The organism is Muricoccus nepalensis, from assembly GCF_006438825.1.
GTDB lineage: Bacteria > Pseudomonadota > Alphaproteobacteria > Acetobacterales > Acetobacteraceae > Roseomonas > Roseomonas nepalensis.
In genome coordinates, this window is the sequence record NZ_RCZP01000008.1 from 92760 (window position 1) to 108625 (window position 15866).

A 15866-nucleotide genomic window follows, 5' to 3' on the forward strand; every position below is an offset into this window, starting at 1 on the left:
CTCGGTCCGCCGGAGCCAAGTTCGACGAGCAGACTCCTCGGCGAAACGCAATCGGAACCTGGGGCGCGGCTGCGCACAAGTTGGGTTGCAATGCGGATCCGGGTAGGCGGCGTGCAGCGGAGCAAGATGCTATCGCAGCACCTGCCCCAGGGTGCTGCAACCTGGCCCGTAGCACTGCTGATGTCGTCCAGCGGCCAAGCACCCCGAACGAAGGCACCGCGGACGCATGCGGCACCCGCCGATAATACGGCGGCAAGCAGCAAGGCCAAGATGCCTTTAACAGGCATGCGGGTTGGAGGAGATCGATAACTTCGCGGGCAGTTTAATCGACAAGATTTCTATTGACCTTCCCATGCAGGAAGGCTGCAGGCTCCGAATGCAATCATCTGACTGTGGGGAGGAGGCTGTGCGTGACGATGGGAGAGCAGAGACGTCCAGCGCTCACCGACCAGGCCAGTCTCTTGGCGGCCGTCGACCGCTCCGCATGAGCGGATCTGACGTCGTATCCGGAACCGTCGCCATGCCGCTCGATTTTTCAGCCGGACGGTTGCATGGTCTGCCTTGCCGAGGCGCCCGGCAGCCAGCGCCATGAACCGCACATCGCTTTGGGCCAAGTCACCACCCATGTTGCTTCGGCTTCTCAGACCTCTGCTCGCCATCCTGATCGCCTTCTCCATGATCGCGGCGCCCACGGTCCAGGCCGCTGCCATCCCGTGCGACACAATGCAGATGGTCTCCGACCGCCAGGTCTCCAATGTTGGAGCACAGCATTCTGTGCCCTGCGAAGTGACGCCCGCTTGCCTCGATGCGCTCGGCTGCGTCGCCATCGCAAGCTTGCCCGTCCCCGCCATCTCGGCGGCGCGACCGCTGGCCTTCGCACCCGTCGCGTACTGGACGGGCACCGACACTCGTGAGGGCCTTTCAGTCGAGCCCGCCCTCAATCCTCCCATTCCGTTCGCTTGACCGCCAGGCCACCCGGCGGGTGGCTTCGGTTCGCCGCATTCCGCCAGGCTCGGCCCGCGATACAGGGGTCTTGCGAATGCCGCCGCCCGAAACGCGCCTCCGGTCGCCAGGAGCGTCTGCTCCACAAGCCCCATCATGCAGCACAGCAAAAGGCTTCAACGGATGAACATCTCAGCTCCCTCCAGGGATCTCGCCCTGACGACGCACATCCCGGGCGACGAGTACACCCAAGCGCCCAGACTATCCGCCACCTGGGCCAGCACCCGCCGGATTTTTCAAGGTCGCCGCGGCCTGCTGGTCCTTGCTGCCGGGCTCGCGGTGACCGGCCTCCTCGCCGGATGGAACTGGCTGGGCACGGCGGCGATCCTTCCGCTGCTCTACACCCTACCCTGCGCCGCGATGATGGCGATGTGCATGAGGGGACACGGCGGTTCCAACAGGAGCGCTCCAGTAGAAGCGGACGCCCCTGCCAATCTCAACATCGGCTTGCCCCGCTGACCTGTGCAACTCCGCGTGGACACTGTCCGCGCCAGAACTCAAAAGGAAACTAGACATGACGACGAAGCGCATTCCCATGGCCGCCGCAGCGGTCCTGCTCGCCACCGCTCTTGGTGCGGGAGCCTCCCTCGCCCAAGGTAACCAAGCACAGACACCGCAGGCTCCGGCACCGCAGCAGGCACCCACGCCGGACGGCAGCATGATGGGGCGCGGTGGCATGATGGACCATGGGGGAATGATGGGCCAGATGAACCGTATGATGGAGAACTGCAACCGGATGATGGAGAGTATGCAGCGCTCTCCGTCCACCCCACGTGACGCGCAGCCCGGCCGCGGCTGACAGAATGGATCTCGCCGTCCAGTCCATGGACGGCGGGATCCCCATCCGCTTCACGGAAGGCAGAAGCTTTTCAAACGCATGCCCCGCGTCAGCCAGCTCTACTCAGATGAGGTTGCGCGCGATTGCCTGGATTGGTTTCATGCCCTGACCGAAGCGCGCAATTGCCTCGCGGTTAGCCTTTAGTTCACCGTAGGGCAGGTAGTGCACCTTGAGGTCCGCCACACGGGAAAAGGCAGGCCGCGCCAGCTGTGCCCGCACCTCCCCCTCGCGGCCATCCGGCGCCACCAGGAACATCCCCTCCAGGGCATGGGCCTCGGGACCGAGCGCGAGGTCCAGCATACGCACGATGCCAGAGTAAATGGACGTCGTGTGCTCGACCTCATAGGCCGCCACGATCCGACCGGACTCTCGTCCCAGCCACAGGACGTCAATGAGCCGAATGGCTTCGGCACCAGGGGCCCCGCGCAGGGCACCCGGTAGATCAGTCAGGCAACCATCACCCAGCTTGCCGCCATTCAGAGCTCGGTTGCGGTCGTTGGCGGCAATCCAGACGTCGTAGCCCAGAGCCTTCCCGAGATCCCGGAGCCAGCCCTGCACCTGGGTATGGGTCTCATCCTCCTGGCGGGCCTCCGCGAGAGCCTTAGCGGCCCTGGCGCCCTCCTCGCGAACCTCTGCCAGGTCTGCCATCCACGTGGCCTTGGCGCTGACGTCGTCGGCACGGGGTGGCGCCGTGTAGCGGCTGCTGCCGAGGTCAAAGAGGAGGCCACCAATGGCACCGAGGTCATTCGAAAGCAGACGGCGGTACTCTGCATTCAAGGTCAGGATCCCCCGCCGCATGGCGAGGTACTCCTCCCACCGGCCGAGCTTTACCTTGGCGCCAGTGAGCGCGTTGTAGCCGTTGACGATCGCCGTGTTGAAAGGCGGCATGATCGTGGGGTGAAGAAAGTACAAGAGGTTGGCGACCGCGGGTCCAAGGCCCTTGATGCCCACCTTGTCGATCTCTCGGATTGCGCCGAGGACCTGCGGCTCCGTCGTGCAGCAGACGCAGGTGTCGAGCAGGTGTCCAAAGGCCCGTTGGTTCCCTGGGCTCTCATAGATGTCTGGGATCCGGAGCTTGGGTTTCCACAGGAAGGCGTGGTCAGCACCTTTGAAGATCTGACGTTGCTCCGCGATGGAGTGGACTACCGTCTCCAGAGACGATCCCCGGTAGGCGACGCCGAATGTCCCGGCCTGGATCTCCGCCACAACCTGCTGAAGGCCGCGGCGGATTGACCGGAAGTTCTTTACCCGCTCCTCCCATAGAAACCAGTTCTGGTAGGTGGCACCAGGGTCTTCACGCCAGCGAGCCAGCAGGGCTGTCAACAACTCGGGCGAACCCGGCCCACCATCCTCGGAGGCCGGGACGGATATCGTACTCTGCATGTCGAAGCCCCAAAGGCACCAGTGTTGGCATCAGCAATACCGGCGACGGTATGCAGGTCTGACGCCGATGGGCGCAAGACATAGCCCTCTTCAGGAGAACTGGGACCGCTGGTCAGTATTGAGGGTAGCTGGGTTACCACTGTGGGAGGCTTGATCTCGGAAACCACCGAGATCCTCTGGTCCCATCGGGCGACGGCTTGCAGAAGGTAAACAGTGCGGCCGCGATCCAGACCGCCAACCCTGCCATGTTAGGAGGCTGATTAGAACGCCTGGCATCCACTCACCGTTCTACACCAATTTATTGCATCACTACCTGCTCCCCCACGATTTGCACACAAACAATGCATTGGAATCAACGTATTGGGTGAGGCTGCACGAGCCCTGATAGGGCGTCAGATTCCGTCCAGGGAGTTAAGCATTTCAATCAACAAAACCGCCTCGTCGTCGAGGTGTTCTGCAAACGGGCGAACGGTCCGCTCCCACATGCGGCCGCGTTCGATCCAAGCGCACAACGAGAGGTCACACCCATGCATGTCCAGCAGATGATCAGCACGCATCCACACGTTCAGGGAAGCACCAACGACGTCCTGATCCAGTGCATCGAGGAGTGCTACTCGTGTGCGCAGACCTGTACCTCCTGCGCCGATGCCTGTCTCGGCGAGAAGATGGTTGAGCAGCTCACGCAGTGCATCCGACTCAACCTCGACTGCGCCGATGTTTGCGCGGCGGCGGGTTCGGTTGCTACCCGGCGAACCGGTTCCAACGAGCAGGTGATCCGGGCCATGCTCGCCGCCTGTGAGACGGCGTGTCGCCAGTGTGCCGAGGAGTGCGAGCGGCACGCTAGTCACCATGAGCATTGCCGCATCTGCGCCGAGTCCTGCCGTCGGTGTGAGCAGGCCTGCCAGGAGGCGGCTCGCAGCATGGGGTGATGAGCACTTCAGCTGGCTAGAGACCTGGAAGCTCACTCCCACGAGCGCCCATAATCTCGCCTGGGAGGACCTCTGGGCGCAGACATTCCAGATCTTCCTCCTGCCAGCCTGGATCCCGGAAGCTCCTCGCCTGACCAATTGATGCCAGGGGACAGCGACTGGGACGCCCGGTGAACAGACCTTTGGTGGGCTGTTCACTCTCCTGCCATCCCCCATGTTCTCCAGTGCATGCTGCGCTTCGACGAAGCGGACTACGTATTGGCAGAGAGGACCAGCCGTGCTGACGTCCTCGTCAGTATCGGAGTTTTCTGAAAGCGCCTTTGGCCTGGGCAGGGACAACAGCATCTCGGCGATGAACGGTGATCATTATCCCCTGGCGACAACGGAGCCGACGCATTGGACTGCAGTAATGCGTAGGATCGCATCGTCGATAGGGGTGATATTGACTGCTTCGTCGGTGGCTTGCTGTCCGAGGAGCTGATGAGCATCCCGGGGATGATGACCTCGGCAGGGGAATGCTCATGCCGCGCTTGAGGCCACCATGGCAGGCGACGCCCCGTCGACGGCGCAGTACCCGACGCCTTCATGATCGTTCTTCAGAAGAAAGACGTCGTGGTCGGTGTGCTGCCAACGGGTAGCACCCAGCGGGCCGTGAATTACCATCCTTCCGGACATCCTCGGACCCGAGCGCCGATGCCCCCTCTACATGAAATATCTTGTCGCCCTATCGTAAAGCCCACGCAATGTACGGCTCCCATTTTGGTCAGGTCAGCAAGCAAGGCTGACGGCAAGTGGATGGATGATCTGATGCTCCCCTGCACCAGTGTTCTCGGGGTGCTTGGATCTGAAACCCCGAACCGGGAGATGGTAGCCTGCGCCAGAGAGACGCGGGCTGCCTCACCACCCAATCAAAATCAGGAGCCCAGCACATGAAGATTTTCGCCACCTTGGCACTGTCGTTGGTGTTGGCGTCCGGCGCCGCATATGCGCAGCAGGCAGGAGGGACCGCTGCGCCGCAACCCGGGGGCGTCAGCACCGCACCGACGCCGCGTGCTCCGGCCGGTGTTACAATCGACCAGGGCGCTGGAGTTCCCGGCGCCGCTGCGTCCGGACTTGCACCGCACCCGAGCACGCCGCACCCGCATGGCCCCGATAACCCGCAGGCCAACACGCCCGGCACTCAGGACCCCTCTCAGCTAGGCGGCTCCGGGGGCTGAGCACGATCTGCCTCGACAAGTGCGGGAGGATAGGTCTCTGCGGCACTGCCGCAGAGACCCGTCGGCGCTCGGCGGGTGCCTCCCGACAATGGGGACACCTCCCCACTGCTCGAGTTATCGGGGAGACAGGCGGGAGCTTCGCGGCGGAGCACGGGAGACGCGGGGCTTGCTGGTCATTTACAAACCCTGCCGAGGCCAGAACAGCCTCCCGCTCTCAACTGTTCACGGCCGCACCGTTCACGGTGCTCTCCGAAGGGAACCGCGGCCGCATCGATGCCAAGACATCTGATAACCGGCCTCCCCCTCGCGGCCGTAGCACCAACTGAGCGCTTGCAGCCTTTCCCCGATTTCTGACCTCTCTGCGCAGGCGATCCAGGTGGCGTCCTCATCACCGGATCCCCCACGACACCGGCTGTTGGCGTCGTCTGATAGCGTGATCAAGGTGGCGGGATCCCGCTGCCGGGCAACACGGCTTCGAACACCGATCACCGAAGGTGCGCAGCGCAGGACCACGTCAACAACAGCCCTGCCGTTCTGCACGTCAGCGGGAAACACCTCCTGAAGGCCAGCCCCTGGAGCGTCGACCCGGATAGAAGCGCCCTCGGAGATCGCATCAGCCACCTCCTTGGCAGTTGTGAATGCGTCCTGGCCCACACCAGTCCAGCGCAGCACGTTTCCGCCTCGTGCCTCCGCCCCAACCGAGTTGAGTAGCAAGGGAGCCACGGGCCCGGCGGCCAAGCGCGCCTGTGTCGTCTTGCTGAGGGGGCTGGAGGCCCAGACCACCACCTCAACTAGTAGATCGGGAGACCCCCGCCCGGCGTCGGTGCAGGTAAACACCAAGCGGTTCCGCCCCTCCGACCAAGCGGTTGCCTTCCAGGCCGTTGTAGCAGGCCTCTCCGCCTGCCAGACACCTTGGCTCTGAGCAGGAAGAGCAGCTGCGAGACTGGTGAGCACGGCACCGATCAGGGATCTCAAGGATGGCCTCATACACGGGAAGAGACGACTACAGATCAGACGGTGCTTGCCGTCCAGATGGCGCCTTCGGTGCTGACGCCTATGTCCTCGTCTCGGCGCGCTTAAACATGGCGGGCTGGTAAACGCGTGTTGGACAGGCGGTGCGACTATTAGTTCGCAGTCTTCATCCAGAGAGCCCAAAGATCCCCGGTTGGATCATGCCGTCCATTCCGCGCAACACTGGTCTACTGCCAAGCGTACGGCAGCGTACCCAGCCCGGAGCCGACGGGCATCAGGGCCCGCACGGTGTTTGATCTCGGGCCATGAAGCGATGGCCTGCTCCCGTCTGCTGTAGCACGCGAGCCTGGTCTGCTGGAGGGATCTCCCCAAGTTCTGAGGTGGCCTGATGGCAAGCAGGCGGGCCGTCTCCTGCCAGCACACAAGGTCGAAGTCGAACACTTGTGGCGGAGCCTCTCCTATCGTGGAGAGCAGGAGGTTGAGCCACGCACCATCCCAAGCTGGTTGGTCCACTACAATACGGCGGTCACGGGCAAGGGCTAGGACGACCTCCGCTGCACACGACGCTGGTACACCGTTGCGCGCCGGGAGATCTCGGCTGATCCCGTGCAGGGCCTCCGCACCTGGATCCCAGTCAGCTGTGTGCCAGGTTCCGTCTGGCCTGATGAGCAGACTACCCGTCTCGCTCTCCGACACCGACCAGCCGACCTCGATGGGGTACGAGTGCATGCTCAAACCCGATGCTTCGAGATCGAGGAACAGGAGGTCGCACCCAGGATCATGGTGCACGCTGGTGCACCCCCTGGCACGACAACACAGACTTGAGACACCGGTCTGCCCTCACGAGGCACCAACTAAGCAGGAGGATTGATTGCATTCACTCCCAACCTCAGAGCCGTCACCTCCAGGGGCAAGTCCTCCTGCGCAGATCACGGGGTTACACAAACCGACGTCCACCTTTGACGGCGGAAAGCGTCATGTCCTGGAACACCACGCGCCCACGAATTGACGTCCGAGATCGCTGGGTTGCTAACCCTCTCGAGGCTCCGACGGACAACTAGCCTCCACGCCTGATTACCAGGGTATGAGCTCACCCCTGGAATGCATGAAGCAGCCAGTCAATCTCAACGGCTTTATAGCCCAGGGATTGGAGACGCAGATGTATGTCGCTGCCGGACCATCCATTCATGCGCATTTCACGGACAGACGGGCCTCCGTCTGGTGCCTCGTAGCGGACGCCCATCAGGATCTGCAGGTAGACCTCACGCACCTGGAGAGATCTCAGGTGATCGGCGGCGGGGCGGCTAAAACGATTGCGCCACTCTTCCTCATTCACGATGTCGTCTCCTTAACTCAGCGCCTTCCGCAACCCGGCTGACCTCAAGTGTTGGAGAGGGTATCTGTCATAGGGATGGGGATGTCGCTGACGCGGTAGTAGCGTCCTTCTGTGAGGATCCAACCCAGGCCTGATCCATCCACAATCACCCCGGCTGTGGTAACCGGGCCGTCAGGCAGTCGGGGATGTCCCTCGCCCCAGCCCACGAGGCACATAGCTGACCTGACCACGTATCTGGGCCCGACGAGCAGTGGCGCCGACGCGAGTTCTTGCTCGGTTGGACCTTGGCCAAGGGCAACGCGGCGGAGGCGTTCAGCCAGATTCCCAAAGCGATCGGCTGCGGAAACCATCCGCAACCTTTGTGGCTCCTTGATCGCGCCCGTGACGCGAAACGGCATGCGGTCTCCTCCTCGTCATCAGCAACCCGTGTGGCCGGTTTTACCCATCGAGCCCGTTCCCGGTCGGCATCGCTCTATCTACTCGGACTGCGCCAGGGATCCTGGTCGGGTTGGCCAGATTTGCCGCGTCCGCACCGATGGTCTGACGGTGACCGGAGGCACCGGTGCAGCGTTTCGAGGACACTTCCGCCGGTCAGCAGCAAGATCCTCCTCACGAATCACAAAGAGTGGTTTCCCCCCTACTTTGTACGCGGCAAGAGCGTGCAGGATCAGCGATACCCTCGTGCACCGAAGTTTGTGGGTCGCCTCGTCGATTTGCTCTTCAAGGTAGTGGGGGATGTCGGCACGGAGTGCAGACGTCCAGTCAACCCGTTCGCCGTCCCCTGGAATCCGGACGTCCGGTGCGATCGGACTTCTCCTTGAGGATGGAATGCGGGACCAGTCGAGCAAGGCTCCCTGGGCGGAAGCTGCGTGCTGCTCTCCAGGCGATCTGGTCATTTCCCGTTGCCCTCTACTGATTTCCAGGGGTGCCCACCGGGGTTAACACGGCGCCGGGACCGAGCAGTATGGACAGCCAGGGGAAAGGATCGGCCCTCATCCTCAATCCCGCATCCGTCTCGAAGAATGCAGATCACCTGCTGTGTGGCAGGCGTCACTGGTTCTGCCCTTGTGCACGCAGAGCCAGATAGGCGCCTAGGTGCGCGGACATGAAGGCCTCCACCTCGACGAGGTCACGCGTGGGTAGCTCTAGTTGCAAATGGCGGGCTATTTTGCATGCCGTTATCCAGGCGCGCGCCTGGCAACGTTCCTTCGCTGAAGTGAGATCAAGATTTTCCGCGACGTGACCAGGCCCAAGGAGGAGGGAGAGGGCGACTTGTGCTTCTTCGGTCGGCAGCGTTTCGGATGAAATGCGTTCACCGAGAATGTAGTGACGGCCCGACTTTGTTTGAGCGATCCCTAGCTTTTCATTCAGGTACACAACTGGAGTGCTGCGCGTCCAGGAGAGTCCGCCCGTTGCCGGATGCCGCATGCAGAAACCGAAGAGAACTCGCGCGCCATTACCGATGTCGACCAGGATCCATGGGCTCATCGCAGCACTCCAGTGATCAGTCGGGATCACCGCTACGGTCCCTCACGAAATAACGGCAACAGGCTAGGAGGCGAGTGTGCCCGGGACAGATGGCCGACCATTCGGCCGGGACCGCTGCGACTTCACCCATGAATGTCCGGCCCCTGCCCCTGGAGGGTCCATCCATCTGCCTGGGGATCTCCTCGGCAAGATGATTGGCGTCGGCAACGAGGTAGATGGGTTGCGTGGATCTCCTCGTGCGACGTCCAGCGCGGACCTGTTGCACCCCCCGTCCTAACACCATGCTCGACACTCCCATTCTCGACCGGAGCAAACCGTGAGGGCAGACGCACCTCCGATGAGCACCGGTAGCCAGCAGGCTGTACCGGCAGCACGCAGTCGTCAAGTCAGAAAGGGGTTTTATACCCCGTTTTAGGGGTTCTAGACCACCATAAGGATTCGATATTGTTCAGGGGTGGCGCTCCCCAGTTTTCGAGGCTTTTTTACGCTTAATCGAATCCTTGGAGACGCACGGGCCGATGCTCGACCCCCGGCTACTCGTAGCTGCCAGGGTGCTCACTGGTTGGACACAGCAGGAGCTAGCCTCCGCCGCGAACTTGGGGCTGAACACGATTCAGGGACTAGAGACCGGACGGCGGAAAACCCGTAGTTCCAGCTTGAAGCGGGTTCTGGACGCGCTGCTTGAGCAGGGTGTCGAGGTGACCCTTGGAGGCGAGCGCTGGTCGTACGGTATCCAAGTTCTACGCGGAGGCATCGTCGATCAGGGGCAAGGTGCCAGGCAAACTGCCGCTACCGTCGCGAACAAGACAGGGGAGTTCGACTAACGACGGGGCACCCGACAGCACATCTGGCGTCGACTACAGGTCGAAGGCGCCAAGCCTACCGCCATCCAGGACATCGGCGAGTTAGTCCTGGAGTTCTCCACCCTGCCCTCGGATCATCCTGATCAGGCGGTCATCCCTGCTGAGGTACGGGCGACTTCCTGCCTGAAGAGCCCCAGACAGCGCCGCCAGGGCTGGCAACATCCGACCCCAAGCGCCACCTGCCTACCAGGACGTGCCTACCGCCGCTTCAGTCCCCTCTCCTGTCGCTCAAGGTTCACCACCTGGGATGAGGTCGGCTGCCCCTGACGCAGGGTGGCCAGTTCCTTCTCCAGTGCAATGATCTTGTACTGTAGGGCAGCCACAGTTTGGGCGAGCTGTTCAACCCGATCGGTGCGATCAAGGACGGTCTTGGTTGCCTCCTTGGCCGCGACCTTCCCTTTACCGGTTTGGCGTTTCAGATCCTCGATCAGGACCTCCAGCTCGCGCCTGAGGCTCCCATGGTAGTCAGCGGCAAGCGTCGATCGCGATCGGACACCTGCCATCCTGAGGATCTCAGCAGCCGAGATCGGGTTGGGGTACCGGTAGGTCTGGGAAGCGGGATCAAAGTTGCGCTTATTCAGCACCATGGCCTCATAGCGGACCATGGCCTTTCGAACCGCCTTCTGCGTCTCCTCAGCCCCGGCCACGGTTCCAGCCCTCCCAGGATTGCAGGGCAAGGAAGACTAGATCGTCCACGTAGTCCTCCGCCAGGGAGGGGAACTCCTGGACCTTGTCCCGCACCACCCGGGCGAAGTGCTCCCACTGGAGACTGCCAACAGCCTTGGTCCTCAGGTGCTCCATGGCGTCCGCAACGTTGATCCGGGCCTGCTCCATGAACTCCGGCATTGCGAGATGCCAAATGCAACGTGATTGACATTTGGCGACGTTCGGAAGTTCGTTGACCTTGCAGCACAAACCTGGCTCATCGCGCGGTTTGAAGCAGACCACTAGTCCAGGGACAATTTGTTTCAGCGATATTCCATCTGGACCATCTGCCACGATGTCCAAGATGTCGTCTGTTGTATACTTGCCTTGATCTTTCACGCCATCCGGCACGAAAAGGTTCATTGACGAAACCACAGCATCGAGCGCTTGATTAAAGTGTGCAGCGCCCCCGCCGACTAGGACCTCACGTTTTTCCACGAATGCCGCTGCAGTTAATCTGCTTTCCTCCTCTGCGATTGCGCGAAGATCTTCAAGAATGGAGCTGTTCGCCAATATATATCGTAAGGTGACCCAGAGATGTTCGTGGCCGAAAAGCCTTCTAAGAACAATCGGTCCGCCGTGAAGAGCAATTACGATGAGTCGAGCTGTCGTTTTACGGAACCGATGGTGATGGATCGGGATCCCGTCGAGCAGATGCTCAAAGCCATGTTTGGCTGCAAATTTCTTGAGGCGAGCATCAATTTGCCTCATGGGTTCACCACTCGCCCACAGGGTAGAGTGACTGCGCCACAGATAAGGAAATTCACCTCCCTCAAGAAGGATTACATAATCCCGTTGAGCTTCCAAGTATTTCGCGAGGCGGTCGCTAATAGGCCAATCACGAAGCTGACCTATCGTTGATCTTGAACTCTTGAATGTCAGCCCGGAGAGAGTTGCTCCCTCCTGAACTCCAGGCCGCCACTGAACAGCGTCCTTGGAAAGGGCGGAAACCTCAGACCACCGCGGACCGAGAACAAGCGAAAGAATGAAAATGGCAGCCATCTGACAGAGGTTCCCAACCGCCCGTAGTTCCTGGGAACGCGGCACTTCCAACCCGAGCGGCCAAGTGCGCCCAGCGAGTATGGCAGGTACTGCTTGGACCCGGTCCTGAGCAGGAAGTGCCATAACCTCCCTGTAGCAATCCATCATCACAGGCTGGAGATCATCCAGAACTGACAAGCAAAACTCCCCAGCATCAGCAACAAAAGCATCAGTGAACGGTTGGAAGAGGCGCGGCTCAACCTGGGGAACGTCAACACGAGTTACGTTGGTATCAAGCCCCGCATAAAGCTCCATGCTGCTAACTGCCTCGATCGATGGAGGCGGATCAAACATAGAATAAGAGTCTGGAGATCTAGCACGCCATGATCGAAGGGCCTCATAAACGGCTTGCAAGCTTTTGCGGTAAACCGGGCGAAGCCTATTAACAATCTTCAATAGATCGTCGTAACCGAGATCTTTAATTTCTTTATTGTTTTGAATTGCGTATTGCGCAAAGGCTAGATAAACCCGACGCCTAGTTCTAAGTGTGCTCATAGATAAAGGGCGACGGGTGTGAAAAATCTCTAGATACATGCACCTTTTTACCTGAAGTAGAGCGCGCTGCGCCGCAGGTGAATTTCCCAGAGGTCCATGTAGTGAGAATTTTTGTTTTAGATAACCTATCGGTCGAGTTTCATATTGCCGGTGCCATGATAATGGCATGACCCAGACATCGTCCCCGGCGCGCACGAAAGGTCCAGATCCTTTGCCCGGAAAGATCTCCAGCCCCTCAAACTGTTTATCAACGTCAAAGGCAGGATCCCCTGGACGAGGATAGAGATCCTTCACACCACCATGTCCAGCTTTCCAGCCGTCAACGTTGAGCTGATTCCAGAGGTCCAGGCGTTGAAGATTGGACATCTTTAATGCTCCCGGATGGAGGTATTCCCCACAAACATGGATGTTGTAATGATAGGCCGCATTGGCTCTGCGGTAAGCCGCGCAGCCTGGACATGCTTGGCGTCGAATTGATCCACAATATGTTTGTACACCGCGAGCATGACCGGGTAGTCGCTCGTTTCCCACAGGGCTACCGATAGGGTTTCCCTGATCTGCTCAAGGTCAGCGATTATCCTCAGGAGAGTTGGAAGGCTCTCCACGCTGGCGTACCAATTCCAGCACGTGAAGCAGCGTTGAGATTGGCAGGCGTGACCATCGGAATGACCTGGATCAGCGTCTGGTGCAGGGTGGAGAGAGTCGCCACAATGGAGCCCTGTTGCTGCGATCTCAGCGGCACCCTCCCTGTATCTTCTTGGCCCATACTTGCCATCTTTGAGATCGCGAAAGACTTGGTCCTGGAGATCGAGCAGGCGTTTTCGGTCCTGCACAATAACAGCCCTTTTCTCCAGGTAATGGAGCAGGGAGTGGATTGTTGCGTGACCTAACGATTGAGCGGTTAGCAAATGGTTAAAACTGCTGCGATGATACATGAACAAGCCCCAGATATCTCGCCCCTGGGGCATTCGGTAACGCATGGGAGACCCATCCTCACGAACCACCCCGCTGTAATCAAAAAAGGCGTCTAGCGTCTGATGGGCTTCGTAAAAGGTTGATGAGGCCGGGAGAAAATCAAACAGGCCGTCCTTTTTCACACCCAGCCATACCATTGATGCCCTTCGCTTGAGTTCTGGATCGTTCCGCTCGATCGAGAGCTCAATCAAGCGGTCTCGAATCGGCTTTTGAACATCAATCACGTATTGGATGATTTGATATGCATCAGTCTTTCTGATAAGAGATGACGACGCGCGCTGCGTTTTGTTGCCTATACGCTTTGGCCCGTACAGAACTGCCCGCTTGGTAGGAGCCAGGGGATCTGGACGCCACCAATTTGAAACTAGCATTCTGCTCACGGTGTCCGGATTCATGCCCGTCTTCATCGTGACCATTGCGAACGCAATGGCGAGTTCAGGCAAGCGGAGAAATCGCGCTCCTACATGCGCCTGGGCTCCGGTTCCGAGCTCGCCTAGTTCAGGGATGATCAGCTCCGGTGGCAGGCTGACCCTCATACCATCCCGGTGCTTGTGGAACTCCGCAGGTTTATGGGATAGACCAGCAAACGGCAGCACCTGTTCCACGAGCCAGAGCCGGTTTTCTATGTTACGCCATCCCCCACCTTGCCACCGGTTTTTTCCACTACTTCCTGTAGCGGGATCCACACCCCGTGCCGCCAAACTCTGTGCTAACGCGATGCGACGGCAGATCTTCCTCCAGCCGCGAGCAAGAGCCCTGAACGCCGTCTTCGCCTCCTCAAACGAAAGGACATCGCCTCCATAAAAAGCTTCTTTGTTACTTTGGAAGAAGATATAAATTTCCAGTGTTTGCTTCGTGATCTGGTTTTTCGCCCGCGCCTCATCGAAGGCACGACGAAAAACCGCATAAACCACCTGGTTAATGTAGTATTTTGAATGTTGCGTCGTGCGCTTATGGCGCAGCCAATCAATAAACTGCGGCCAAATCCTTTCAAGCTCCTCCCAGTCCAAATCATCGAATGAGACTTCGGGGCGACCAGAAAGGCTTTTTGCCTGGAGTTCCTGATCATCCAAGAACCGCCAGAAGTAGTTCAGGTTAGCCCGGCTTCTATACGCAGTTGATTTCGCCCCGTCCCGATAGAGATCTTCGAACGCGCCTTGTATTCTCTTCGTCAACAAGGGCCTGCCACGGAACGCTTCACCCCCTCCCTCCAGGGACTTCAATGACAAGTTCCAGCGGACGGACTTCTGGGTGATGCGATCCACGCTGCGGCCCGAAATACTAGCTTTCATTTGTCGTCTCCATCAAGTTCGGCCGCAAAGATTTCAGGCAGCTTCGAACCGAGGAGGTACGAAACTCCATTCAGATAACCAATTGTGGTCTCAAGGCGAGCATGGCCCAGGTTTTCTTTGAGGCGCAGCAGGTCGGTTGAAAGGATCGCCTCCCCTGCCGTTCTCTCGAACGCATACGCCATGATTCCCCCTTGATCAGACCGTCGTTTCCAAGCGCGCAAAAGGTAGTGAGCTGCGTAATGGTGCCGGAGCATATGTGGCGAAAGCCCCTGGTAACCGGTAAGCCTCCTTGCCGCCGTGAATGCCTTCTGAACGCGGCGGTGCTTCAACGGGGAAACCGTTCCTTGAGAAGCGGTTTCGATTAGCAATATATCAGTTTTTGTTTTTGATTTCCGTTCAACCAAACGACGATCAAAGTCGCGATAACGGATTATTGCTGGCAGAACATCGGCGTCGAGCTCAACCCTTCGGAATCTTTTGAATTTCCCCTGGATGCGTATGGATCGCCTCGACGGATCCTTACGGAAATCAGATATCTCTGGAAAATCGGATACCTTTAGCAGAAGCACTTCTGATAGGCGGAGCCCCATTCTGTGGAAGATGCGGGCTGCAAGCTTCAGTGCTGAGGTGTCAAGTGCTTCAATGAAGGTATCAACCTGCCCTTCAGTATACCAATCCGTGATCTCAGCCGGATTAACACGCCGTATAATCGCAGGCCGAAGCACTGGAGCGCCCTGGTTACCCCGAACCTTGAACATCCTGAGTGAAAGCAGGTCGCGCAATCCGCGCTTGGCAGCAAAATTCAAAAAATCAACGGCTGACGTGAGATACTGGTTAACTGATTGTAGGCGGAGGCCAATGCCCCCCTGGGTTGCCCGACCTTCCTCAAGATCCTCGGCGAAGTTCTCAAGGTCCTGCTCACCTATAGTCTTGTAGGTGACCCCATTTCGGGAGCACCAGCGGCGCAAGACGTCCAGCTGGTAGGCACGGTTACGCAGGTATCCGAGGTCCGCCCTCAAGACAGCTCGTCCCGCGATCTCGACGTAGATGCCCTGCTGGGGCTGCTCTGGCGCCCAGTCTCCATTGCGGCGGGCAAGGAGGTACTCGTTCACCCACCAGTCTGGGTTGCCGTCCTCACCGATCAGCAGGGGAACCCCGCGGAACGCCGCAGGGACACCCTCCTCTATCGCCTGGTCCCCGACCAGGAAGACCGTCCGAACCCGACCACCCATAGTTCATCCCCTCACCGCCGGTTGACCATGACGGGCGAGAGCAAGGACGTCCAAGCAGGTGGGGGGCACCCACCCTTGGAGGAGGCGTCAAAGGTTGG

Annotated in this window: 12 protein-coding genes; 4 read left to right on the plus strand and 8 right to left on the minus strand. The window is 59.6% G+C overall.

All coding sequences use genetic code 11. The features are described 5' to 3' along the window. The first annotated feature begins 588 nt into the window (after positions 1-588). From EAH89_RS10890 to EAH89_RS10900, 3 genes are all read left to right on the plus strand, one after another. Complete coding sequence (locus EAH89_RS10890) at positions 589-963, plus strand: hypothetical protein (RefSeq protein ID WP_140882870.1); 375 nt, start codon at positions 589-591, stop codon at positions 961-963. Positions 964-1098: 135 nt separating this feature from the next. Beyond that, positions 1099-1461, plus strand: coding sequence for a hypothetical protein (locus tag EAH89_RS10895; RefSeq protein WP_140882872.1), 363 nt, complete (start codon positions 1099-1101; stop codon positions 1459-1461). A gap of 55 nt (positions 1462-1516) precedes the next feature. Beyond that, positions 1517-1801: a hypothetical protein gene (locus EAH89_RS10900; RefSeq protein ID WP_140882874.1), complete on the plus strand. Its 285-nt coding sequence runs from the start codon at positions 1517-1519 to the stop codon at positions 1799-1801. 102 nt (positions 1802-1903) lie between these two features. Here the strand turns inward: EAH89_RS10900 and EAH89_RS10905 are convergent, their stop codons facing one another. The 4 genes from EAH89_RS10905 to EAH89_RS10920 all read right to left on the minus strand — a co-directional run bounded on the left by EAH89_RS10905 (position 1904) and on the right by EAH89_RS10920 (position 9195). Further along, on the minus strand, positions 1904-3163 hold the full coding sequence (locus tag EAH89_RS10905; RefSeq protein WP_241666961.1) for a type II restriction endonuclease: 1260 nt from the start codon (positions 3161-3163) through the stop codon (positions 1904-1906). Positions 3164-3615: 452 nt separating this feature from the next. Continuing rightward, positions 3616-4062 (minus strand): hypothetical protein, encoded by a 447-nt coding sequence (locus tag EAH89_RS31180; RefSeq protein WP_161993547.1) that lies wholly within the window; start codon positions 4060-4062, stop codon positions 3616-3618. Between the two features lie 3369 nt (positions 4063-7431). Beyond that, positions 7432-7677: a hypothetical protein gene (locus EAH89_RS10915; protein ID WP_140882879.1), complete on the minus strand. Its 246-nt coding sequence runs from the start codon at positions 7675-7677 to the stop codon at positions 7432-7434. A 1050-nt stretch (positions 7678-8727) separates the two neighbouring features. Next, on the minus strand, positions 8728-9195 hold the full coding sequence (locus EAH89_RS10920; protein ID WP_140882881.1) for a hypothetical protein: 468 nt from the start codon (positions 9193-9195) through the stop codon (positions 8728-8730). A gap of 488 nt (positions 9196-9683) precedes the next feature. On the opposite strand from EAH89_RS10920, the gene EAH89_RS33390 reads away from it, so the two are divergent. Then, positions 9684-9989: a helix-turn-helix domain-containing protein gene (locus tag EAH89_RS33390; protein ID WP_140882883.1), complete on the plus strand. Its 306-nt coding sequence runs from the start codon at positions 9684-9686 to the stop codon at positions 9987-9989. A 236-nt stretch (positions 9990-10225) separates the two neighbouring features. Here the strand turns inward: EAH89_RS33390 and EAH89_RS10930 are convergent, their stop codons facing one another. From EAH89_RS10930 to EAH89_RS10945, 4 genes are all read right to left on the minus strand, one after another. After that, positions 10226-10675 carry a hypothetical protein gene (locus EAH89_RS10930; RefSeq protein WP_140882885.1) on the minus strand — a complete coding sequence of 150 codons (450 nt, stop codon included), beginning with the start codon at positions 10673-10675 and terminating at the stop codon, positions 10226-10228. Next, positions 10662-12635, minus strand: coding sequence for a site-specific integrase (locus EAH89_RS10935; RefSeq protein ID WP_140882887.1), 1974 nt, complete (start codon positions 12633-12635; stop codon positions 10662-10664). The genes EAH89_RS10930 and EAH89_RS10935 overlap by 14 nt, the downstream gene beginning before the upstream one ends. Positions 12636-12637: 2 nt before the next feature. Continuing rightward, positions 12638-14467: a hypothetical protein gene (locus tag EAH89_RS10940; RefSeq protein ID WP_140882889.1), complete on the minus strand. Its 1830-nt coding sequence runs from the start codon at positions 14465-14467 to the stop codon at positions 12638-12640. Positions 14468-14532: 65 nt separating this feature from the next. Next, positions 14533-15768 carry a tyrosine-type recombinase/integrase gene (locus tag EAH89_RS10945; RefSeq protein ID WP_140882891.1) on the minus strand — a complete coding sequence of 412 codons (1236 nt, stop codon included), beginning with the start codon at positions 15766-15768 and terminating at the stop codon, positions 14533-14535. Positions 15769-15866 lie beyond the last annotated feature (98 nt).

What these genes read in the sequence shown, in the direction of transcription:
- EAH89_RS10890 (WP_140882870.1), top strand. Translation starts at nt 589, where the DNA reads ATGAACCGCACATCGCTTTGGGCCAAGTCACCACCCATGTTGCTTCGG.
- EAH89_RS10895 (WP_140882872.1), top strand. Translation starts at nt 1,099, where the DNA reads ATGCAGCACAGCAAAAGGCTTCAACGGATGAACATCTCAGCTCCCTCC.
- EAH89_RS10900 (WP_140882874.1), top strand. Translation starts at nt 1,517, where the DNA reads ATGACGACGAAGCGCATTCCCATGGCCGCCGCAGCGGTCCTGCTCGCC.
- EAH89_RS33390 (WP_140882883.1), top strand. Translation starts at nt 9,684, where the DNA reads ATGCTCGACCCCCGGCTACTCGTAGCTGCCAGGGTGCTCACTGGTTGG.
- EAH89_RS10935 (WP_140882887.1), bottom strand. Translation starts at nt 12,635, where the DNA reads ATGTCCAATCTTCAACGCCTGGACCTCTGGAATCAGCTCAACGTTGAC.
- EAH89_RS10945 (WP_140882891.1), bottom strand. Translation starts at nt 15,768, where the DNA reads ATGGGTGGTCGGGTTCGGACGGTCTTCCTGGTCGGGGACCAGGCGATA.